The sequence below is a fragment of the Allobosea sp. UNC402CLCol genome (assembly GCF_000745475.1).
Lineage (GTDB): Bacteria > Pseudomonadota > Alphaproteobacteria > Rhizobiales > Beijerinckiaceae > Allobosea > Allobosea spartocytisi.
This window is the reverse complement of sequence record NZ_JQJJ01000010.1, coordinates 34,544-56,411: the sequence shown is the minus strand read 5'-3', so window position 1 is coordinate 56,411 and position 21,868 is coordinate 34,544. Positions and strand designations below refer to the sequence as shown.

At 66.9% G+C, this 21,868-nt stretch carries 21 protein-coding genes; 9 read left to right on the top strand and 12 right to left on the bottom strand.

Annotated elements, in window-relative coordinates; all coding sequences use genetic code 11:
• Positions 1 to 2: 2 nt before the first annotated feature.
• Positions 3 to 1,361, bottom strand: a complete 1,359-nt coding sequence (locus tag GY40_RS12295) for a class I SAM-dependent methyltransferase (protein ID WP_051987903.1) — start codon at positions 1,359 to 1,361, stop codon at positions 3 to 5.
• Between the two features lie 154 nt (positions 1,362 to 1,515).
• Between GY40_RS12295 and GY40_RS12290 the strand changes: the two genes are divergently transcribed.
• A complete protein-coding gene (locus GY40_RS12290) occupies positions 1,516 to 1,893 on the top strand; it encodes a hypothetical protein (RefSeq protein ID WP_038362724.1) in 378 nt (125 codons plus the stop codon).
• Between the two features lie 31 nt (positions 1,894 to 1,924).
• On the opposite strand, the gene GY40_RS12285 is transcribed toward GY40_RS12290, so the two are convergent.
• Positions 1,925 to 2,146, bottom strand: a complete 222-nt coding sequence (locus GY40_RS12285) for a DUF1674 domain-containing protein (RefSeq protein ID WP_051988142.1) — start codon at positions 2,144 to 2,146, stop codon at positions 1,925 to 1,927.
• Positions 2,147 to 2,329: 183 nt separating this feature from the next.
• Here GY40_RS12285 and htpX point away from each other — a divergent pair, with 183 nt between their 5' ends.
• The 7 genes from htpX to GY40_RS12250 all read left to right on the top strand — a co-directional run bounded on the left by htpX (position 2,330) and on the right by GY40_RS12250 (position 10,320).
• A complete protein-coding gene (gene htpX, locus GY40_RS12280) occupies positions 2,330 to 3,259 on the top strand; it encodes a zinc metalloprotease HtpX (protein WP_038362723.1) in 930 nt (309 codons plus the stop codon).
• A gap of 3 nt (positions 3,260 to 3,262) precedes the next feature.
• Positions 3,263 to 4,627, top strand: coding sequence for an RsmB/NOP family class I SAM-dependent RNA methyltransferase (locus GY40_RS12275; RefSeq protein WP_038362721.1), 1,365 nt, complete (start codon positions 3,263 to 3,265; stop codon positions 4,625 to 4,627).
• Between the two features lie 93 nt (positions 4,628 to 4,720).
• A complete protein-coding gene (locus GY40_RS12270) occupies positions 4,721 to 6,469 on the top strand; it encodes a heparinase II/III family protein (RefSeq protein WP_081925347.1) in 1,749 nt (582 codons plus the stop codon).
• Between the two features lie 108 nt (positions 6,470 to 6,577).
• On the top strand, positions 6,578 to 8,170 hold the full coding sequence (purH, locus tag GY40_RS12265; protein ID WP_038362719.1) for a bifunctional phosphoribosylaminoimidazolecarboxamide formyltransferase/IMP cyclohydrolase: 1,593 nt from the start codon (positions 6,578 to 6,580) through the stop codon (positions 8,168 to 8,170).
• A gap of 207 nt (positions 8,171 to 8,377) precedes the next feature.
• A complete protein-coding gene (locus tag GY40_RS12260) occupies positions 8,378 to 9,556 on the top strand; it encodes a low temperature requirement protein A (protein WP_038363986.1) in 1,179 nt (392 codons plus the stop codon).
• Positions 9,557 to 9,559: 3 nt separating this feature from the next.
• On the top strand, positions 9,560 to 9,838 hold the full coding sequence (locus GY40_RS12255; RefSeq protein ID WP_038362717.1) for a hypothetical protein: 279 nt from the start codon (positions 9,560 to 9,562) through the stop codon (positions 9,836 to 9,838).
• Entirely contained in the window at positions 9,835 to 10,320 is a 486-nt protein-coding gene (locus tag GY40_RS12250) for a YbaK/EbsC family protein (RefSeq protein ID WP_038362715.1), read from the top strand. Before GY40_RS12255 ends, GY40_RS12250 begins: the two co-directional genes overlap by 4 nt.
• A gap of 3 nt (positions 10,321 to 10,323) precedes the next feature.
• Here the strand turns inward: GY40_RS12250 and GY40_RS12245 are convergent, their stop codons facing one another.
• Complete coding sequence (locus GY40_RS12245) at positions 10,324 to 11,127, bottom strand: DUF72 domain-containing protein (RefSeq protein WP_038362713.1); 804 nt, start codon at positions 11,125 to 11,127, stop codon at positions 10,324 to 10,326.
• A gap of 255 nt (positions 11,128 to 11,382) precedes the next feature.
• Positions 11,383 to 12,210 carry a helix-turn-helix domain-containing protein gene (locus tag GY40_RS12240; protein WP_038362711.1) on the bottom strand — a complete coding sequence of 276 codons (828 nt, stop codon included), beginning with the start codon at positions 12,208 to 12,210 and terminating at the stop codon, positions 11,383 to 11,385.
• A gap of 121 nt (positions 12,211 to 12,331) precedes the next feature.
• On the opposite strand from GY40_RS12240, the gene GY40_RS12235 reads away from it, so the two are divergent.
• The gene (locus tag GY40_RS12235) at positions 12,332 to 13,459 is read left to right on the top strand and encodes an aminotransferase class I/II-fold pyridoxal phosphate-dependent enzyme (RefSeq protein ID WP_038362709.1); all 1,128 of its coding nucleotides are present in this window, start codon (positions 12,332 to 12,334) and stop codon (positions 13,457 to 13,459) included.
• 20 nt (positions 13,460 to 13,479) lie between these two features.
• Here GY40_RS12235 and GY40_RS12230 read toward each other — a convergent pair whose 3' ends face one another.
• The 8 genes from GY40_RS12230 to GY40_RS12195 all read right to left on the bottom strand — a co-directional run bounded on the left by GY40_RS12230 (position 13,480) and on the right by GY40_RS12195 (position 21,867).
• Entirely contained in the window at positions 13,480 to 14,274 is a 795-nt protein-coding gene (locus tag GY40_RS12230; RefSeq protein WP_038362707.1) for an inositol monophosphatase family protein, read from the bottom strand.
• Positions 14,275 to 14,300: 26 nt separating this feature from the next.
• On the bottom strand, positions 14,301 to 14,984 hold the full coding sequence (locus GY40_RS12225) for an ABC transporter permease (RefSeq protein WP_038362705.1): 684 nt from the start codon (positions 14,982 to 14,984) through the stop codon (positions 14,301 to 14,303).
• Complete coding sequence (locus GY40_RS12220) at positions 14,981 to 15,679, bottom strand: ABC transporter permease (RefSeq protein ID WP_038362703.1); 699 nt, start codon at positions 15,677 to 15,679, stop codon at positions 14,981 to 14,983. Before GY40_RS12220 ends, GY40_RS12225 begins: the two co-directional genes overlap by 4 nt.
• Positions 15,680 to 15,782: 103 nt before the next feature.
• Positions 15,783 to 16,601: a transporter substrate-binding domain-containing protein gene (locus tag GY40_RS12215; RefSeq protein ID WP_038362701.1), complete on the bottom strand. Its 819-nt coding sequence runs from the start codon at positions 16,599 to 16,601 to the stop codon at positions 15,783 to 15,785.
• A 507-nt stretch (positions 16,602 to 17,108) separates the two neighbouring features.
• Positions 17,109 to 18,314: a pyridoxal phosphate-dependent aminotransferase gene (locus GY40_RS12210; RefSeq protein WP_038362699.1), complete on the bottom strand. Its 1,206-nt coding sequence runs from the start codon at positions 18,312 to 18,314 to the stop codon at positions 17,109 to 17,111.
• 21 nt (positions 18,315 to 18,335) lie between these two features.
• Positions 18,336 to 20,261: a methyl-accepting chemotaxis protein gene (locus tag GY40_RS12205; RefSeq protein ID WP_051987902.1), complete on the bottom strand. Its 1,926-nt coding sequence runs from the start codon at positions 20,259 to 20,261 to the stop codon at positions 18,336 to 18,338.
• Positions 20,262 to 20,329: 68 nt separating this feature from the next.
• Positions 20,330 to 21,031, bottom strand: coding sequence for a ribonuclease activity regulator RraA (locus GY40_RS12200; RefSeq protein ID WP_038362697.1), 702 nt, complete (start codon positions 21,029 to 21,031; stop codon positions 20,330 to 20,332).
• A gap of 50 nt (positions 21,032 to 21,081) precedes the next feature.
• A complete protein-coding gene (locus GY40_RS12195; RefSeq protein WP_038362695.1) occupies positions 21,082 to 21,867 on the bottom strand; it encodes an SDR family oxidoreductase in 786 nt (261 codons plus the stop codon).
• Between the last annotated feature and the right edge of the window lies 1 nt (position 21,868).

The window sequence follows — 21,868 nt, the reverse complement described above, 5'->3', positions numbered from 1 at the left end:
ATCTATGCGCTTGTCACCGCATCGGATCGTTCCGGGGAGCGGGCTCCGCTTTCCGGGCCGGCGCCATAGAGGTCCGCGCGCGTCAGCGGCAGGCCGGACGGTCCCTTGCGCCGCTTCGAGACCAGCGTCTGGTTGACCAGCGCACCGCCGCGCTCGAAGGCGAGCGAGCAGCCGGCGAGATAGAGCAGCCACATCCGCGTCCGCTCCGGGCCGATCTCGGCCTCCGCCCTCTCCTTGTTGGCGTCGAGCCGCTCCCACCACAGCCGGGTCGTGCGCTGATAGTGTTCGCGCCAGCCCTCGACATCATGGACCTCGAAGCCATGGCGCTCGAGATTGGCGATCGACATACCGAGATGGTCGAGCTCGCCGCCGGGGAAGATGTAGCGCACCAGCGCGCGATACTCCGCCGGCATCTTGTTGAAGGCCTTCTCGGTCTTCTTGGCCCGGCGCGAGATGCAGTGATGCAGATAGAGCCCGCGCGGCCGCAGCAGCCGGTTCACCGCCCGGAAATAGGACGGGTGATTGCGGATGCCGACATGCTCGAACATGCCGATCGAGGAGATCTTGTCGAATTCCCCCTCCATCTGGGTGAAGTCCTTGAGATGAAGCGTGACCTTGCCCTGAAGCCCGAGCTTCTCGACCTTCTCGCGCGCCAAGGCGAGCTGCTCCTCGGCCAGCGTCACGCCATGGGCCTCGACGCCGTAGTAGCGGGCGGCATGACAGACCAACGCACCCCAGCCGCAGCCGATGTCGAGGAAGCGGTCACCGGGCTTCAGGCGCAGCTTCCGGCAGATCATGTCGAGCTTGTCGCGCTGGGCCCGCGCGAGGTTGCCATGGTCCTCGGTGAAATAGGCGCAGGTGTAGACCATCTCCTCGTCGAGGAAGAGCCGGTAGAAATCATTCGAGACGTCGTAGTGATAGGCGATGTTGGCCTTGTTGGTCGCCGGGGCCCCGTCGCGCGCGATCTCGTCGCCCTTGCGATGATCGACGGCCTCGGCCGCCTTGCCGGGCGCGAAGATGAAGCGGCGCACCACGTCGAAGATCGCGCTCTTCGGGATGTTGCGCGCGAGCCTGCCCACCTTGCCGTCAGGCCGGGCCGCCGCGAGATCGAAGATCGAGCCGTTCCGGATCGAGATGCGGTCGGTGACATGCAGGTTGAGGAGCGTGTCGAGCTTGGGCTTGCGGATCAAGGCGGCCGGAACGCCGGCATCGGCGATGGCGATGGCGAGCCCGTCGGCAGGCCAGGAGGCGGGCACCGAACTGCCGTCCCAAAGCCGGAAGCCGAGCTTCAGCCCGAGCTTGTCATGCGCCTCCGCCAGAAGGCGGCGCAGGGCGGCGAGCCGCTTGTCATCGTTCGTCATGATCGGCTCCTATTGGCTGCCTCCCTCTGGCAGCCGAAAGCAGTTGGCAATCGCCGCCACCTGCAAACGGACCCGACATAAACCATAACGCCGTGAAGTCATGAGGTTTTCGTATCGGCGCTGCTAGAAGAGATGCGTTCGAGAGGAAGGTGCCATGAAGCCGAAACTGTTTCTCACGCTCATCATAGCGGCCTCATGCTATCTCGTGCAGAATCTCGACGTTTGGGCGCAAGCGCCGAACCCCAGCTCACCCCTTGCCGCTCAGTCGGTCGGACGCGGGCAGCCCACACGAATCAACGTCAACTTTCGCATTGAGATCGATGGCGAAACCGGAGACCTGGCGGCCACCGAAAAGGCAAGAAAAACACTTTACAGCCAGGCGGCGCGGGAATGCTCGGTGCTCACCGCGAGCTTCTCTGGCACGAGTTGCCTCATGGAAAACCTGAGCGTCATGTTTCAGAGGGACGGCTCGGTGAACCGGGGTTCGGCATTCCTGAACGGCAACGCCGTCTATCAGCTTCGCGCCGATTGAGACGACAGACATTCCCTTTCACGGTTTCGTCTCAGAAATCGCTGGCGATGCCCTTCACCTCCCAGTCGTCGTAGCGCACCGGTTCAAGCCCGCCGCGCCCGTTGACCTCGCGCTGGCCGGCGACTTCGGCGGCATGGGCATCGATGGCCGCGCGGCGTGCCTCGGCCTCGGCCAGAGCGCGCTTGGCCGCCGGCGAGAGCACCTTCTCCGTCACGACAGGTGCGGGCGTGGCATCGCTGGCTTTTTCCGGCATGCGGACCATCTCCACGTTTTTGCCTTTCGCATTTTTTTTCACGCGAACCGGCGTCCACTTCGCTCGAAAATGCTCTTGGCCCGGACTTGCAGGATCGGGCCGATGCCCACCACATAGGGCAGGAAACCGGCAATCGCGAGGGTAATCCGCCCTTTTTTCGTACCGGCAAGCGAAGGGAATACGATGAACTACGTCAGGACCGGCATGCTGATGGCGGGTTTGACCGCGCTGTTTCTCAGCGTCGGCTACCTGCTGGGCGGGAGCAGCGGCATGCTGATCGCGCTGATCTTCGCCGCCGGCACCAATCTCTTCAGTTACTGGAATTCCGACCGGCTGGCGCTTGCCGCCCATCATGCCCAGGAGGTCGATGAGCGCAGCGCGCCCGAACTCTATGGCATGGTCCGCGACCTCGCCGCCCGCGCCAACATGCCGATGCCGCGGGTCTATCTGATCCAGGAGGACCAGCCCAACGCCTTCGCCACCGGCCGCAACCCCGAGAATGCGGCCGTCGCGGCGACGACCGGCATCCTGCGCACGCTGACCTATGAGGAACTGGCCGGCGTGATGGCGCATGAGCTCGCGCATATCAAGAACCACGACACGCTGACCATGACGATCACCGCGACCTTCGCCGGTGCGATCTCCTCGCTCGTCACCTTCGGCATGTTCTTCGGCTCGCGCGACAACCGCCCGAATGTCATCGTCCAGATCCTGCTCTCGATCCTCGCCCCGATGGCGGCGGCGCTGATCCAGATGGCGATCTCGCGCTCGCGCGAATACGAAGCGGACCGCCTCGGCGGCGAAATCGCCGGCAATCCCATCTGGCTCGCCGACGCGCTCGCCAAGATCGCGGCCGGCGTCCAGCACATTCCCAGCGAGACAGCCGAGGCCAGGCCTGCTACGGCGCACATGTTCATCATCAATCCCTTGACCGGCGGCGGCATGGATAATCTCTTCTCGACCCATCCCGACACCGGCAATCGCATCGCCGCGCTGATGGAGCAGGCCCGCGCCATGGGCCTCGGCCGCGCCCCGGCGGCGCCGAGCTTCACCGGCCAGGCCTCCGGCAGCCCTTGGGGTTCCGCGCCGCGCCAGCCCGGCCCCTGGGGCTGAGACATGGCCGATCGCATCCCACCCCGCCGCGGACCGCAGCCGCCTGCGGCCGTTCCGGAATCCGACGCGCCGGGCCTGCCGGCACGCCGGCTCGCCGCGACCGTGATCGACGAGGTGCTGCGCGCCCGCGTCGCGCTCGACGAGACGTTGGATCGCCTCGTCCCGGAGTCCGGGCTCGACGCCGCCGATGCCGGGCTTGCCCGCGCCATCGCGGTCACCGCCTTCCGCCGGCTCGGCACCATCCAGCACGCCATCAACGAGCGGCTGGAACGCGGCAGCCCACGTCATTCCGGCCTGTTCGAGCCGATCCTGGCCGCGGCCGCGGCCCAGATCCTCTTCCTCGACGTGCCCGACCATGCCGCCGTCGACCTCGCCATCCGCCATCTGCACGAGGATCCGCGCTCGGCCCGCTACACCGCGCTCGGCAACGCCCTGCTGCGCCGTGTCGTGCGCGAGCGCGACGCGATCCTCGCGGATGCCGAGGCCAACCCCTTCCGCGACACGCCGGATTGGCTCGCCGCGAGCTGGCGCGCCGCCTATGGCGAGGAGGCCGCCACCGCGATCGCCTTGAGCCATCGCGAGGAGCCGCCGCTCGACGTCACCACCAAGGCCGATCCGGCTGTTTGGGCCGAGAAGCTCGGCGGCATCCTGCTGCCGACAGGCTCGATCCGCCTGCGCGAGCGGCAGGCCATCGCGACCTTGCCGGGATATCAGGAAGGCGCCTGGTGGGTGCAGGATGCCGCTGCCGCCCTGCCGGTGAAGCTGATCTCGCCGGCACCGGGCGAGCGCATCGCCGATCTCTGCGCCGCGCCGGGCGGGAAGACGGCCCAGATCGCGGCAGCCGGCGCCGAGGTCACGGCGCTCGACCGCTCCGGGCCGCGCCTGCGCCGGCTCAAGGCCAATCTCGAGCGCCTCGGCCTCACGGCCGAGGTCGTGACGGCCGATGCCACGAGCTGGCAGGCGGAACCCTTCGATGCCGTCCTGCTCGACGCGCCCTGCAGCGCCACCGGCACGATCCGCCGCCATCCCGACGTCGCCTGGACCAAGTCGGAGGAGGATCGCGACCGGCTCGTCGCCCTGCAGGCCAAGCTCCTCGATGCCGCCGCCGCCCTGACCAAACCGGGCGGCCAGCTCGTCTACTGCACCTGCTCGCTGGAGCCGGAGGAGGGCGAGGCGCAGATTTCGGCCTTCCTTACGCGTCATCCCCAGTTTCGTCGCGCCGCCGCGAGCCCTGCCGAAATCGGCGGTTTGGGCGCCGTCATCGACACGAACGGCGATATCCGCACCTTGCCGCAGCATTTGCCCGGGGAAACGCCGCGCCTATCGGGATGGGCGGGATTTTACGCAAGTCGCCTGATCAGGCTATGACGGAAGCGGGATTCGCGCGGTGGGGACGCCGCGCCTCTTCCAGCATGGTCTGCGCGGCCTCGAGCTGCGCCGGAAACGGAGCTTTCGGGGGATTTGAGCGCCTGGTCTGAGCGTCGGGGATTGGCCCAGGCCGCGATCGGACGGGCGGCGCGGCGCACCCGTGGCCAGCTCGTCGGCGCGACGCGCAGGCTCTGGCCCTTCGGTCGCAAGCCCTCCTCCCGCCTGCTCTTCGCCCCGCACGACCTGCGCACGGCCGACCCGACCACGGCCGGCGATTTCTACGCGGGCTACTACGCCTTCGCCGGCCGCACCGTCCGCACACACGGCGAATCGCCCTTCGACATCGCGCCGCCGACCGAGGCCTGGGCCGAGGCGCTTTACGGCTTCGGCTGGCTGCGCCATATGCGTGCCGCCGACACCGCCATCGCCCGCGCCAATGCCCGCAGCCTGGTCGAGGATTTCATTGCCCGGCGCCGCGACCGCAACGATATCGCGCGCCGGCCCGCCGTGGCCGCGCGCCGGCTGATTTCCCTGCTCTCCCACTCGCCGCTCCTGCTGGAAGGCGCCGATCACGCCTTCTACGAGCGCTTCCTGCGCCATGTCTCGCGGCTGACCGACCGGGTCAGCCTCGCGCTCGCCGGCGCGGTCGAGGGGGCCGACCGGATCAACGGGCTGATCGCCATCACCCTCGCCGCCATCTGCCTGGACGGTCAGGATGCCCGCCGCAAGCGGGCGGAGACCTTGCTCTCCGACGAGCTCGACGACCAGATCCTGCCCGATGGCGGCCATCTCTCGCGCAATCCGCGCCTGCTGATCGACTTCCTGCTCGACCTCCTGCCGCTGCGGGAAACCTTCGCCGCCCGTGGGCTGGAGCCGCCGCGCGGCCTGCTGACCGCGATCGAGCGGATGATGCCGCATCTGCGCCTGTTCCGGCACGGCGACGGCGCGCTGGCCCTGTTCAACGGTATGGGCACGACCCCGCCGGACCTGATGGCGACGCTTGCCGCCTATGACGACGCGCGCGGGCGCCCGACCGAGCATGCCGCCTATTCCGGCTACAGCCGGCTCTCCGCCGAGCGCAGCGTCGTGATCGTCGATGCCGGGGCGCCGCCGCGCGGTGGCTATTCCACCGAGGCCCATGCCGGCTGCCTCGCCTTCGAATTCTCCAGCGGCGCGCAACGCATCATCGTCAATTGCGGCGCGAGCCGCTTCGGCCCGCTCGAGCTTCGGCTGGCGGCGCGCAGCACCGCCGCCCATTCGACCCTGGTGCTAGACGATCGCTCCAGCGCGAATTTCGGCATGGTGCTCGGCGAGATGCGGGTCGTCTCCGGTCCGGCCGATGTCCGCGTCGCCCGGCAGGACGGCGCGGATGGGCCGGAATGGGTCGCCAGCCATGACGGCTATCGCCGCATCGGCGCGACCCATACCCGCCGCCTGCTGCTCGCCCGCGACGGTGCCTCGCTGGGCGGCGAGGATGAGGTGGCCCTGACCGGCACGCAGACGGCCCTGCCCGCCGCGGCCCGCTTCCATCTGCATCCGCATGTCCGCGCCAGCCTCGTCCGCGAGGGCACCGGCGCCCTGCTCGCGCTGGCTTCCGGCGAGGTCTGGAGCTTCGAGGCCGGCGGCCTGACCATCGCGATCGAGGAAAGCCTCTTCCTCGCCGCCGCCGATGGCCGCCGCAAGACCGAGCAGCTCGTCGTCCTCTTCGATGCTGTCGCGACGCCACGGATCGCTTGGCGGCTCAGCCGCATCAGCGCCGCCAATCCCCGCGCCGGCCAGACGCTCGCCGCGGCCCTGGCGGAGCGGCAGGGAACCCTGATCGATCCCGATCCCGAAGCGTGATGTTCCGGACGGCATTTTTTGCCTTTCGCGGCGCAGCATGATAGCTCGCGCGCGTCTGTCCAAACAGTCGACTGCCTGCTCCTGTCATTACAGCCGGACCTGATCCCGATGCCGAATGAGCTTCGCCGCGTCGAACGCGCGCTCCTTTCCGTTTCCGACAAGACGGGCCTGATCGATTTCGCGCGCGCCCTCCACAAGCTCGGCATCGCGCTGGTCTCGACCGGCGGCACTGCCAAGGCCATCGCCGAGGCCGGGCTGCCCGTCAGCGACGTCTCCGATCTCACCGGCTTCCCCGAGATGATGGACGGTCGCGTCAAGACGCTACATCCCAAGGTGCATGGCGGCCTGCTCGCCATCCGCTCGCATCCCGAGCATCAGGCTTCAATGATCGGCCACGGCATCCAGCCGATCGACCTGCTCGTCGTGAACCTCTACCCGTTCGAGGCGACGGTCGCTGCGGCCAAGCCCTATGACGACTGCATCGAGAACATCGATATCGGCGGCCCCGCGATGATCCGCGCCGCCGCCAAGAACCATCACGACGTCGCCGTCGTGGTCGAGGCGGCCGATTACCCCTCCGTCCTCGCCGATCTCGAGGCGCAGAAGGGCGCGACCACGCTGACCTTGCGCCGCAAGCTCGCCCAGAAAGCCTATGCCCGCACCGCGGCTTACGACGCCGCGATCTCGAACTGGTTCGCCAATGAGCTCGGCGACACCGGCCCGGCCTTCCGCGCGCTCGGCGGCGCGCTCGCCGAGACCATGCGCTATGGCGAGAACCCGCATCAATGGGCGGCCTTCTACCGCACGCCGGAGAACCGCCCGGGCGTCTCGACCGCACGCCAGGTCCAGGGCAAGCAGCTCTCCTACAACAACATCAACGACACCGACGCCGCCTTCGAATGCGTCGCCGAGTTCGATCCCGCGGCTTCGGCCGCCTGCGTCATCGTCAAGCACGCCAATCCCTGCGGCGTCGCGGCCGGCGGCTCGCTGCTCGAGGCCTATGAACTTGCCTTGCGCTGCGATCCCGTCTCCGCCTTCGGCGGCATCGTCGCGCTGAACCGCAGGCTCGACGCCGAGGCTGCGAAGAAGATCGTCGAGGTCTTCACCGAGGTCATCATCGCGCCCGATGCCGACGAGGAGGCGATCGCCCTGATCGCCGCCAAGAAGAACCTGCGCCTGCTGCTGACCGGCGGCCTGCCGGATGTCCGCGCGCCGGGCCTGTCGCTGCGCACCGTCGCTGGCGGCTTCCTCGCCCAGTCGCGCGACAATGCCGTCGTCGATGACATGGAGCTCAAGGTCGTGACCAAGCGCCAGCCGAGCGAGCGCGAGCTCGCCGATCTGCGCTTCGCCTTCCGCGTCGCCAAGCACGTCAAGTCGAACGCGATCGTCTATGCGAAGGATCTCGCCACGGTCGGCATCGGCGCCGGCCAGATGAGCCGCGTCGATTCCTCGCGCATCGCCGCCTGGAAGGCCGCGGAAGCCGCCAAGGCTGCGGGCGTCGCGGAGAGCCTGGCCAAGGGCTCGGTCGTCGCCTCCGACGCTTTCTTCCCCTTTGCCGACGGCCTGCTGGCCGCCGCGGAAGCCGGTGCCACGGCGGTGATCCAGCCAGGTGGCTCGATGCGTGACGACCTCGTCATCCAGGCTGCGGACGAAGCCGGCCTCGCCATGGTCTTCACTGGGCACCGCCACTTCCGCCATTGACGGCGGGGCGGGCCGCAGGACAGGCTACCCCGGTCGGAGCCTTCCAGAATCCAGCGCTGTCATCCCGGGCGAAGCGAAGCGCAGACTCGGGATCCAGGCCTGAACCTCTCTCGGAAGCGCTCCGGCATGGATCCCGGATCGGCGCCGCTCGCGCGGCTTGTCCGGGATGACGGCGCGCTTGGGATCGACGGTTGGGCGAGGCATGAGATGACGCGAAATCCCAAGCCCGGCGCGCTGCTCAGGGAGCGCGTCGAACACCAGCATGCGCGTGTCTCCTACGTCGAGCTCTTCTTCGACCTCGTCTTCGTCTTCGCGATCACGCAGATCTCGCACACGCTGCTCGAGCATTTCAGTGTGCTCGGGCTGGCCCAGGCCGCCTTCCTGCTCGGTGCCGTCTGGTGGATCTGGATCTATACGAGCTGGGTGACGAACTGGCTCGACCCCGAACGGTCGCCAGTCCGGATCCTGCTCTTCGTCCTGATGTTCCTCGGGCTGGTGATGTCCTGCGCGCTGCCCGAGGCCTTCGGCGCGACCGGCCTCGCCTTCGCCGGCGCCTATGTCACGGCCCAGCTCGTCCGCTCGGTCTTCACGACGGTGAGCCTCAGGGACGCCTCGCCCGCGAACTACCGCAACTTCCAGCGCATCACGATCTGGCTGGTCTGCTCGGGCATCTTCTGGATCGCCGGCGGCCTGAGCGAGGGCCCCTTGCGCTTCGGGCTCTGGCTGATCGCGCTCGGCATCGAATATGTCGGGCCTGCCGTCGGCTTCCGGGTGCTTGGCCTCGGCCGCTCGCTGACCAGCGACTGGAATGTCGAAGGCGGGCATCTCGCCGAGCGCTGCGCCCTCTTCATCATCATCGCACTCGGTGAATCCGTGATCATGACCGGCGCGACCGCCGCGAAGCTGCCGCCGACAGCGGTCAATCTGACGGCCTTCCTCAACGCCTTCCTGAGCACGGTCGCGATGTGGTGGGTCTATTTCCATATCGGCGCCGAGCGGGCGAGCCAGCATATCGCCCATTCGGAAGACCCCGGCCGGATCGCGCGGATTGCCTATACCTATCTCCACGTCCTGCTGGTCGCCGGTATCATCCTCGTTGCCGTCGGCGACGAGCTGGTGATCGCGCATCCCACCGGCCATACCGACGGCAGGACGGCGATCGCGGTCCTGGCCGGGCCGGCCTTCTACCTGCTCGGCAACCTGCTGTTCAAACGCATCACGGCCGGCTGGTACCCGCTTTCCCATCTCGTCGGCCTCGGCCTGCTCGCGGTGCTCACCCCGGCCTGGACCGTGCTGCCGCCGCTCGGATTCAGCCTGGCCGCGACCGCGATCCTGATCCTCGTCGCAGCCTGGGAAGCGATCTCGCTGCGGGCCAGGGAAGCCTGACCTATGCATACCATCAAGGTCATCGGCATTGGCTTCGCGCTGCTCGGCATCCTGCTCGTCCTGGCGCCGCGCCTTTCGATCTCGGCGGGAAGGCCGATTCCCTTCGCGGTGAAGCTGTTCCTGCCGCTCTGGTTCGCAGGCGCCCTGATCAATCTCTGGATCGGCGTTGCTCGGGCAGGCTATACTGTGATGGAGGAAGCGCCGATCTTCCTCATCGTCTTCGGCGTGCCGGCCATCGCCAGCTTGCTGATCCTGTGGCTGACCTCGCGAATTGCCCGATGAGCCTCGAATCCGTCCGCGCCTTCTTCGCCGAGCACGCTCCCGACATCGCCGTCATCGTGACGGCTGAGAGCAGCGCCACCGTCCCGCTCGCCGCTGCCGCTCATGGCGTCGAGCCCGGCCAGATCGCAAAGACGCTCTCGCTGCGCATCGGCGACGAAGTGGTGCTGGTCGTCACCCGCGGGGACGCCAGGCTCGACAACAGGAAGGCCAAGGCCGCGCTCGGCGGCAAGCCGCGCATGCTCGGACAGGACGAGGTCGAGGCGCTGACCGGCCATCCTGTCGGCGGCGTCTGCCCCTTCGGGCTCGCCACGCCGCTCAAGGTCTATTGCGACATCTCGCTCAAGGCCTTCGACATCGTCGTGCCGGCAGCAGGCTCGACCCATAGCGCGCTGCGCATCACGCCTGAGCGCATGGCCGAGCTGACGCAGGCCGAATGGGTCGATGTCTGCCAGGAAGCGGCGCAGGCGGCAGCGGCAGAGTAAAACTCAGCCCTTGGTCCGCACGATCAGCTCCATCGCGGCGGCCGGATTGCGCACCTTGTCGCCGCTGATGACATAGAGAAACACGTCGCGCTTCTCGACCTTGGCCGGTGGGCCAATGGATTCCAGCCCCTCCGGCACGCCGCCTTCCGCCCAGACCCGCGCGGCCTTGGTCCAGCGCGCGAGCCCGGCCTCGGAATAGCCTTTCGGCTCGGCTTCCTTCGTTCCCATGATCCGAGCGTAGACGAAAGGCGCGGTCACGTCGGCGATCTGAGTGTAGTCGGCATCGGCGGAGGTGATCGCAGCGACGCCGTATTCGCGCAGCAGCGCGATGAAGTCAGGCGTCCGGAAGCTGTCATGCCGGACCTCGACCGCATGACGCAGCCTGATACCGTCCAGTTCCTTGGGCAGCAGCTTGAGGAAGGCTTCGAAATCTTCGCGATCGAATTTCTTCGTCGGCATGAACTGCCAGTTGATCGGGCCGAGCTTGTGCCTGAGCTCGGTCAGCCCGCTGGTCAGGAATTTCTCGACCGAAGGGCCGGCCTCGGCCAGGACGCGCCGGTTCGTGCAGAAGCGCGAGCCCTTGAGCGCGAAGACGAAATCGTCAGGCGTCTCCTCGCGCCATTTGGCGAAGCTCTCCGGCTTCTGCGAGCCGTAATAGGTGCCGTTGATCTCGATGGAAGTCAGCTTGCTCGCGGCATATTCGAGTTCGCGCTTCTGCGGCAGGCCGTCCGGGTAGAAAGCCCCGCGCCAGGGCTCGAAGACCCAGCCGCCAATGCCGATATGGATCGCTCCCGCCGCGTTCGCCATGGTGTTCCTCCGAAGATGAGCGATTTTGCCTGCGACAGCGGGAGCGCGCCACCCGCTTTCGGACCAGAGCGGATGCTAAGGCGCCAGGCGCGCCAAAGCTGTCAGGATCGGGCACGTCTGTGGACACCGTCGAGGGACGAGCCATGATCGCTTCATCGCGGATTGGAGCCTTCCGGATGCCAAATGAGGCGGATCGCATCAACCGACATGTCGGCACTCGACTCGGCCGCTGCGGCGCGACGGGCGACACAGGTGTCAACGTGACGGTGTCAGTTCCATCGAATAGTTGGCGTCCAAATGCTTGAGGTAGAGGCTGAACAGCTGCGCCTGGGTAGAGATGTTCAGCTTTTCATAAGCATTCTTGCGGTGCGTCTTCACTGTCGCCAGCGAAATACCGAGTTGGGCGGCTATCGATTCCGACGAGTATCCGCGAAGGACGAACTCCAGCACTTGGCGCTCACGCACGCTGATCTTGCCTTCTCCGAACGCGGCCGGTCCGGCCGAGCTCGTCCGCTGTTCCGATAGATCATCGCTGGCTCGATTGCGGCGCCAATAGCTGCCAAAGCAAGCGGTCAAGAAGGCCAGCTCGTCCTCGATCGCAATGAGGTCCGCGTCGCTGAAGTCGCCGTTGCTGCGGTAGCGGTATAGCGCGAACTCGACCGTCTCGTCTGGCCCGAGCTGGATGGCGACGTCGATCTCAGCCAGACCTTCCGGCCAATCGCGTGTCACATAGCCGATTTCTTCGTTGCTCGTGACCTTGATCCGGTAGTCATTATAGAACTCGCTTTGGAAGAATATATCGGGCGCGAGATCGCGAATGCGATAGACGCCCGAGGCCAGTCCGTTCCGTTGCGCCTGGAAGAATGGGTTCAGCGCATAGGTCTTCTGCAGATATTCGCGGATGCCCTGCTTGGCCTTGCCGCCCACGAAGTTATCGAAGACGTAGATCGGCGCGAGCTCGCGCCGGTGCACGAAGATCGTCGCGGCGTCGAATGCGACACGCTCGCCGAGGTGGCTGACCAGCGCTTCTGGAAAATCGCTTCGGTCGATCGCCGTTACGAGCCGGGCCGCACGGTCGTTCATATCCCGCATACGTCTCCATCCGCTCTGCCGACGCTATCCCTCTCTGGGAGGATAGGCGAGATCGAGCCGCTGTCACTAAGAAGCAAGCACGAACGCAAGCCAACCACAGCGGATGACGCACATGAAATATGCACGCATGGTCATCGAGAAGGAAGCGCCGGAGGAGTACGGCTACGACCGGATCCGCTTCAACCTTTCGGAAAGCTCGATCCGCGACCAGAGCCTGCACGAGCTCGGCGCCACCTTCCCGGACCTGACGCTGTTCTACGGAGAACATCGCGGCGAGGCGAGGCTGCGCGAGCTGGTCGCGGGACAGGGCGCGGGGCTGACGCCTGACGATATTCTCATCACGGCCGGCGCGGCCGGCGCGCTTTTCATCATCGCCACGACGCTTCTGTCGCGCGAGGACCATCTCGTCGTTGTGCGCCCGAACTATGCGACGAACATCGAGACCCCCAAGGCAATCGGCTGCGAGATCAGCTATATCGACCTGTCCTTCGAGGACGGCTTCGCACTCGACATCGCGCGCGTCGCGGCCGCGATCCGGCCCAATACACGCTATGTCAGCGTCACCTGCCCGCATAATCCGACCGGCACCCTGATGCCGGAAGCCGATCTTCGTCGCCTGATCGCGCTCGTCGAGGAGAAGGGTTGCCGCCTCCTCGTCGATGAGACCTATCGCGACCTGTCCTATGGCGAGCAGCTGCCGATCGCAGCCAGCCTGAGCAAGAGCGTGATCAGCGTTTCGTCCCTGTCCAAGGCGTACGGCATCCCGGGCATCCGCATCGGCTGGATCGTCACGCGCGATCCGGCGCTCTACGAGACCTTCCTCGCCGCCAAGGAGCAGATCGGCATCTGCGGCAGCGTCGTCGACGAGTGGCTCGCGCGCACGATGCTGGAAAAGCGCGACGCCTTCCTGGACGCGCTTTCGCCGGTCATGCACCGCCGGCTCGACATCATGCGGGACTGGGCGAAGAACGATCCGCTCATCGAGTGGGTCGAGCCCAAGGGCGGCGTCGTCTGCTTCCCGCGCATGAATGTCGGCGCCGATTTCGACTTCGACGCCTTCTACAAGACTCTGCTGGAGAAGCACGGCACCTATGTCGGGCCCGGTCATTGGTTCGAGATGCCGCGCAGCCATTTCCGGATCGGCTTCCTGTGGCCGCTGGAAGAGGAACTGCGCGGCGGCCTGGCGGCCATCTCGGCCGCCATCCGGGAGACGGCGCCCGGCCTCGTCGCCGCGGCCTGAGAGCCCGACGGCTCGGCTGTTCAGGCCACCATCGCCCGCGCCATGGTGGCCAGGACCTCCTCGTGCAGCGTCGGGGTCGCGCAGGCGACGAAACGCGTGCCGGAGGTCAGCCCAAGCGGTCTGCCCTCCCAGTCGCTGATCGCGCCGCCCGCCGCACGGATGATCGGGACGAGCGCGCAATAGTCGAACGGATCATGCCCGCCCTCGATGCCGATGTGGAGCGCACCGCTGGCGAGCCGGGCATAGCCATAGCAGCCCGCGCCATAGACGCACCAGGCGACACCCGATCGCACGGCCGCCACCCCGCGACACTCCCTGTCGTCATAGGGCTCGGGGCTGGAGGTGAACAGCAGGCTCCCTGACAGGGTGCTGCGCTTGGCGGTCGTCACAACCACGCCGTTGCGCAGCGCGGGACTGCCGTCGGCGGCACTCCAGCGCTCGCCGGTCATGGGATGGTCGATGATGCCGAGCACGGGCATGCCGTTTCGCGTGAGCGCGATCAGCGTCCCGTAGAGCGGAATTCCGGCGATGAATTGCTTGGTTCCGTCGATCGGATCCAGAACCCAGACCCACTCGCTGTCGAGATTCGTGGGCGCGAATTCCTCGCCGAGAACGCCGTGTTCGGGATACTCGGCTGCGATCGCCGCGCGCAGGGCCGTCTCGATCTCGCGATCGATCGCCGTCACCGGACTGGCGTCGCCCTTGGTGTCGAAAGCGCGGTTCTCGCCCGCGACACGTCGCAGGATCGCGCCGCTGCAATCGGCGAGGCGGTGGGCGAAGGGCAGGAAGTCGGCAGGGTGGGCTTGGGCTGACATGGACGATCTCGCTGGGCGAAAGGCGGTCACCGCTGCGCATAACGACCCAGCCGCGCCTCCAGGCGCGAGACCAGCGTCTGCATCAGGAAGGTCAGGGCCAGATAGATCAGCGCGGCCGCGATGAAGATCTCGTAGGGGGCGAAGGTCTCGGCGACGATAGAGCGGGCGACACCCGTGACATCGAGCAGCGTGACCGTGCTGGCGAGCGCGGTCGATTTCATCAGGCTGACGACCTCGTTGCCATAGGTCGGAAGACAAAGACGGGTGACGATCGGCACCGTGACCAGGCGCAGATGGTGGAAGCGGCTCAGGCCCAGCGCCCATGACGCCTCCTTCAGCCCCTTGCCGATGCCCAGCATGCCGCCGCGGATGATCTCGGCGACATAGGCGCCGTTGTTCAGGGACAGCGCCAGGCACATGCACCAGAACGGCTCGCGCAGGAACGGCCACCACGGCCCGCTGCGCACGAACTCTGCCTGCGGCAAGCCGAAATAGATCACGAAGAGCTGCACCAGCAGCGGCGTGCCGCGGAAGAAATAGACATAAGTCTCGGCCGGCCAGCGCAGAAAGCGCGTGGTTCGCGCCCAGCTCGTGACGATGGCGATCGCGAGGCCGGAGACCAGCGAGATGCCGAGCAGCTGAAGGGTCATTCCGAGCCCCGCCAGCAGCTGCGGGAAACTCGTCAGCATGAGCGCGATGTCGAAGCTCATCGCGAGACCGTCATGAAATGGTTGGCCCGGCGCTCAAGATGGCCGGTACCCAGGGTGATGATCGTCGTGAAGCCGAGATAGATCAGCGCGACCGCGAAATACATGGCGAAGGGCATGGAGTTGGTCGAGGCGGCCATGTCGGCGGTGAACATGATTTCCTGCAGACCGATCACCGAGATCAGGGCCGTGTCCTTGACCAGCGAGTTCATGTGATTGCCGAAGCTCGGCAAGGCGAGGCGCCACATCTGCGGCAGGCGGATCAGGAAGAAGACCTGCAAGCGTCTGAGACCCAGCGCCTGCGCGGCCTCGACTTGCCCGCGATCCACGCCGAGAAAGGCGCCGCGGAAGGTCTCGGTGGCGGCCGCTCCGACGATCAGGCTGATGGCGAAGGCACCGGCCCAGAAGGGCGAGAGATCGACAAAGCGGGTCTGCGGCCAGACGAGCTTTACCAGCGCCGTCAGGGTCACAGCCGAGCCGAAATAGATCAGCAACAGCAAGAGGAATTCCGGCGTGCCGCGGAAAACCACCGTGTAGGCATCGGCGGCGGCCTTCGCGGCGCGATTGCCCGACAGCTTGGCGCTTGCCCCCAGCAGCCCCCAGATCACGGTCAGGACGAGCGAGACCAGGAAGACGAGGAGGATGACCAGTGTGCCTTGCATGAAGGCCCCGCTCCAGCGCCAGAGCTCCTCGAACATGGTGATCCTCTCGGGTGGCGGGGGCTTGGGATGCTCGGCAGGCGAGCGGCCGCCACAGCAGGCCGGGAGCCGAAAGGCCCAGCTTGCCGTGGCGAGGATCGTCTCAATTGGTCGAGGCGGGCTTCCAGTCGCGCGGATAGATCGGGAACGGGAAGTACTTCTTGCTGAACGTATCCAGCGTGCCGTCCTCGGTCATCGCGGCGATCGCCTTGTCGACCTTGGCGAGCAGCGCTTCGTTGCCTTTGCGCAGGCCGACGCCGGCACCGGCGCCGAACAGCTTGTCGTCGGAGACTTCAGGCCCGACGAAGCCGAAGCCCGCGCCGTCCGGCTTGCTGAGGAAGGCGTCATGCGCCTTCATCGGGTTCGTCATGATGGTGTCGACGCGCCCGGCCTTGATGTCGAGGAACAGCGCTTCGACGGTGTCGTAGCGCATGACGTTGGCACTCGGCATCTTGGCCTTCAGCCAGTCGTCATAGGTGGTCGAACGTTGCAGGCCGACCTTGATCGACTTGAAGCCTTCCGGATTGAGCGACCCGTCCGGGTTGAACAAGGCGAGCTTGGCGCCCGTGGGAGCGACGAAGCGACCGACCGAGATGCGATACGGGCGCGAAAAATCGAGCTTCTTCTGGCGCTCCTCGGTGATGCCCATCGAGGCCACGATGAGATCGAATTTGTTGGCGAGGATCGCCGGGATCATACCGTCCCATTTCTGGCAGACGAACTCGATCTTGTCGCCGAGGCGCTTGCCGATCTCGTTGGCGACGTCGACGTCGTAACCGGCATAAGCCCCGGTCGAATCGCGATAATTGAACGGGAATGACGTGCACTCGATGCCGACCTTGAGTTCGTCAGCCTGGGCCGCCGTTATCCCTGCCGACAGCCCCATCATCGCTGCGAATAACCATTTGACGCTGATCTTCATGATTGTCCCCTTTTTCTTAGGCGGCAGTCACGGTGCGAAAGTTCGTTTCGAGCTGCAGCCGATACCCGAGACTAATCACCAGATCGGCAATGAACCTATCATCCCAGAGGTTGATGCACTGCAGCAGCCGGGGCACGTCCCGCCACGAGCTCTAGCTTAAGAGGTGTTCGACCCAGTCCGCGAAGACGTGGAAGCGACGCGACAGGCGCCTGCACCTCCGGCGTCGCCCCGGCGACCCTGTACAACGCGATGACAGATTTAGCTTCATCGATCCGTTCGGCACCCGCGTCGCGCCCTGGCCGACGGGTCAATGGCTTGCTCTACGGCATCCTTGCCTGGATCCTCTCGATGATCCCCGTGATCGAGGGAGCCTTCTCCGCAACAACGCTTAGCAGTCAAAGCGAACGTTAAGCGTCGCCGTCAGGCCACATCCCTGAGAGCAGGCTGAGCCGGATATCCACGCCGGTGCGCATGTCGCCGGCAGCTGCGGCCGGCGCGTTCATGCCGCTAAGCCTTCAGAGCAGCGCAGGCCGCCGCGATGCGCGCGCAGGCCGCGTGCAGCCGGTCCGTCCCGGTCGCGAAGGAAATCCTGAAATAGGGCTCCAGCCCGAAGGCGACGCCGGGCACGGCCGCGACATTGGCGTCTGAGAGCAGATAGTCCACGAAGTCGGCGTCGTTGGCGATCACCCGCCCATCGGGACGCTTGCGGCCAATCAGCCCGGCGCAGGACGGGTAGAGGTAGAACGCGCCTTCCGGCGTCGCGCAACTCAGCCCCTCGATACGTGAGAAGGCCTCCAGGCAGAGATCGCGGCGTGTCTGAAAGACGGCGTTGCGTTCGGCCAGGAAATCGAGCGGTCCGGTGAGCGCCGCCACGGCCGCCGCCTGCGAGACCGAGCTCGGATTGGTCGTGCTCTGCGATTGCAGCGTCGCCATCGCCTTGATGAGTTCTGACGGTCCTCCGGCGAAGCCGATGCGCCAGCCGGTCATGGCATAGGATTTGGAGACGCCATTGACCGTGAGCGTGCGCGAAAACAGGCGGGGCTCGACAGCGGCGATGGTGGCGAACTGCCAGCCATCGTAGCGTAGGTGCTCATACATGTCGTCGGTCAGGACATGCACGGCGGGAAAGTCGAGGAGAACCTCCGCCAGTCCCTTCAGCTCGGCGGCAGAATAGCCCGCCCCGGTCGGGTTGCTTGGCGAGTTCAGGATCAGCCATTTCGTCCGCTGGCTCAATGCTGCGCGCAGGATGGCGGGGGTGAGCTTGAAGCCGCTGGCCTCGGGGCACAGCGGGATGACCGGCGTCCCGCCTGCCAGCCGCACCATATCCGGATAGGACACCCAATAGGGCGCGGGAACGACCACCTCGTCGCCGGCATCGAGCGTCGCGCACAACGCATTGTAGATCACCTGCTTGCCGCCCGTGCCGACGCTGACCATCGACGCGTCGTAGTTCAGCCCGTTCTCGCGCCTGAACTTGGCGGCAACGGCCGCCTTGAGCTCGGGCGTGCCGTCGACATCGGTGTACTTCGTCGCGCCCTTGTCGATCGCGGCCTTGGCGGCGGCCTTGATATGGTCCGGCGTGTCGAAATCGGGCTCGCCCTGCGACAGGCCGATGATGTCCTTGCCCTGGCGGCGCAGCTCCGCCGCAGTGCGGGTGATGGCGATGGTCGGCGAAGGCTTTACGGCCTTCAGCTTGGAGGAAAGCAGGCTCATCGAAGGCAGTCCTTTGTTGTTTTAAGCGCCGGGCGTCGCGGAACGGACCAGGGCGAGGCGCGGCGGCATGACCGCCGCAGAGCCGCTGCCGATCGTGAACGTCGCGATCAGCGTGTCGAGGCGACGCGTCTCGTCCGCCAGGACGGCGGCGGCGGCCGCGTTCTTCTCGGAGAGCGCGACGTTCTGCTGGGTGATGCCGTCCAGATGGGTGACCGCCTGATTCATCTCCTCGATGCCGTGCGCCTGCTCGTGCGACGCGGTCGAGATTTCGGAGACGGTGTCGGCAACCTGCTTCGAGGCCGCGACGATCTGCTCGAAGGTCGTCCCGGCCGAGCGCACCAGCTGCGCCCCCTGCCCGACCTCCTGCGTCGCCGTCGCGATCAGGCGCCCGATATCCTGGGAGGCCGTGCCGGAGCGCTGGGCCAGGGTGCGCACCTCCGAGGCGACGACGGCAAAACCCTTGCCGGCATCGCCGGCGCGGGCCGCCTCCACGGCGGCGTTGAGCGCCAAGAGATTGGTCTGGAAGGCGATGTCGTCGATCACCCGGCTGATCTTGGCGATCTCCGCGCTGGCCTGCTCGATGCGCTCCATCGCCTGGACCGCATCGCGCACGATCGTGCCGCCCTGGGCCGCGACATTAGCGGCATCGCCGGCGGCGAGCGCGACCGTCGCGGCGAAATTCGCGCTGATCTTCACGGAGGCCGCCAGCTCCTCGGTGGTCGCTGCGGTCTCTTCGAGCGAAGCGGCCTGCTCCTCGGCGCGCCGCGAGAGCTCATCGGCTCCCGCATGGATGTCGCGCGCGGCCGAGGAGACCTGCGCGGTCGAGGACTGGATGCCGGAGAGCACCTGCGACAGGCGTGCGACCATGTCGTCGACCGAGCGGTCGAGCTCGGCGAAACGGCCCTGATGGCGGGTCGCGACAGAGCGCGTCAGGTCGCCCTTGGCGATGGCGGCCAGCGCCTCGGAGAATTCGGACACCACGCGGTCGACGACGGCGTTGATCTCGTTGATGCCGCTCACGAGCTTCTGCATCTCGGCATCGGCATGCTCGATCCTGAGCCGGGCGCTGAAATCGCCGGCCGCGGCGGCGGCGACGACGGCGCCGACATCGTTGACGATGGCGATCATCGATTCCGCGCGGGCCGATCTCTCGGCGGCGGCGGCGCGCTCCTGGGTTTCGAGAGCGCGGACGCGCACGAGATTGTCGCGGAACACCGACAGCGCCGCCGCCATCTCGCCGATCTCGTCCTTGCGCTGCTGCGCCGGGATCGCCGCGTCGAGGTGGCCCTCGGAGATCTCGCCCATCGCCTGGGTGATCTGGCGCACCGGCCGCGCGATCGAGCGGCCGATGCCGAACGAAACCGCGCAGCCGATGAGGATCACGATGGAGACGAGGATCAGTGCGCGGCTGGCCGCGCCAGCCATGGTGCTTTCCATCTCCGGCCCGACGATGGCAGCGCGCTGCTCCAACGCCGCGGCCGAGTGCTTGATCGCGGCGGAGCTGTCTTCGCCAATCTTGAGCAGCGCCTGGGCCGCTTCGGATTGGAGGCCGGCGCCCTTCAGGATCGCGATCTGCGCGATATAGCTGCCGAGCCCCTCATCCAGCGTGCCGACCAGGGCCGCGACGCCGCCGATGTCGGCCGCAGCCTTCGCCACCGCGATGCTGGCGAGGCTGGCCTTCGCCGCCGTTTCGGCTTCGTCCAGCTTGCTCGGGTCGAGCGAGAGGCCGAACGCCTCGCCGGCAAGGCGCGCATCGCCGAAGCTGGCCTGCGCTGCGGCAAGCCCCGCCGCAGCGGTGGTAACCGAGCGGTAGCGCTGGAACAGCGCCAGCGAATCGCGGGCCGAGGCGATGGCAAACCAGCCCAGCACGGCGGACATCGCCAGAACGAACAGGAATCCGGCAGCGATCCTCGCCTGAAGTGTCACGCGCCCCTGCAATGCCGCCATCTCTACCCCCCGCCCTCATGTCGCCGATGGCGGCGTGACCGCCGCCATCGCAGCCCCCAATGCCGGGCTCAGCCCTTCTTGGTCGCCTCGTAGCGCGCCTTGTTCTCGGCATTGGGCGGATAGAGGCCGGGCAGGACTGCGCCCTTCTCGACCTCGCTCATGATCCAGCCCTCGAGCCGCTCCTGCTCCGGGGCGAGCTCGACCACCGCGTCGACCAGCGCGGCCGGAATCAGCACGGCGCCGTCATCGTCGACCACGATCAGATCATCCGGATAGACGGCGACGCCGCCGCAGGCGATCGGCTCCTGCCAGTTCACGAAGGTCAGCCCGGCCACGGAAGGCGGCGCCGCGGCCCCCTGGCACCAGACCGGCAGCCCGGTGCCGAGCACGCCGGCAACGTCGCGCACCACGCCGTCCGTGATCAGCGCGGCGACGCCCTTCTTGGCCATGCGCGCGCAGAGGATGTCGCCGAAGATGCCGGCATCGGTCACGCCCATCGCATCGACGACGGCGATGCAGCCTTCCGGCATCGCCTCGATGGCGGCGCGGGTCGATCTCGGCGAGGACCAGGATTCCGGCGTGGCGAGGTCCTCGCGCGCCGGTACGAAGCGCAAGGTGAAGGCGCGGCCAACGAGGCGCTTCTGGCCCGGCTTCAGCGGCTTGGTGCCGCGCAGCCAGACATTGCGCAGGCCCTTCTTGAGCAGGATCGTGGTCAGGGTCGCGGTGGTGACCTGCGACAGGATTTCGATGATCTTGGCGTCGTTGGACATGGGGTCGTACTCGCTCGTTGCTTTGCGATGGGATGAAGGGTGAAGGGTGATCAGATGCTGGCGATCAGGCCGCCATCGACGCGGATCACGCTGCCGGTGAGGTAGGAGGCCCGCTCTGACGCCAGGAAGGCGACGGTATCGGCATATTCCTCGGGCCGGCCGTAGCGGCCGAGCGGGATCGAGCCGGTGCTCTCCGCCGAGACCTCCTCGACGCTGCGGTTCTCGCGCTTGGCCTTGGCCTCGTCGAGGAAACGGATGCGGTCCGTGGCGATCCGGCCGGGCAGGATGATGTTGCTGGTGATGCCGTCGCGGCCGACCTCGCGCGCCAGCGTCTTCGACCAGCCGACCAGCGAGAGCCTGAGCGCGTTGGAGACGCCGAGATTGGGGATCGGCGCGACCACGCCGGACGAGGTCGAGGTGACGATGCGGCCCCATTGACGTGCGCGCATGCCGGGCAGGACCCGATCGGTCAGCGCGATCACCGACAGCACCATGGACTGGAAATGCTTCGCCCAGAGCTCGCTCGGCTGGCCGGAGGCCGGGGTCGGCGGCGGTCCGCCCGTATTGTTGACCAGGATGTCGACCGGGCCGAGCGCCTGCTCGATGCGCGAGACATTGGCGTCGATGACGGAAAGATCCCCGAGATCCCAGAGCAGGGCCTCGGCGGTGCCGCCCACGGCTTCGATCGCATCCGCCGCCCGCTCCAGCGCCGCGGCGTCGATGTCGGCGAGCGCGACCTTCACGCCCTCGCGGGCCAGCGCAAGGCTGATCGCGCCGCCCAGTCCGCCGCCGGCGCCGAGCACCAACGCCGTCTTTCCCGATATGCCGAAATCCATC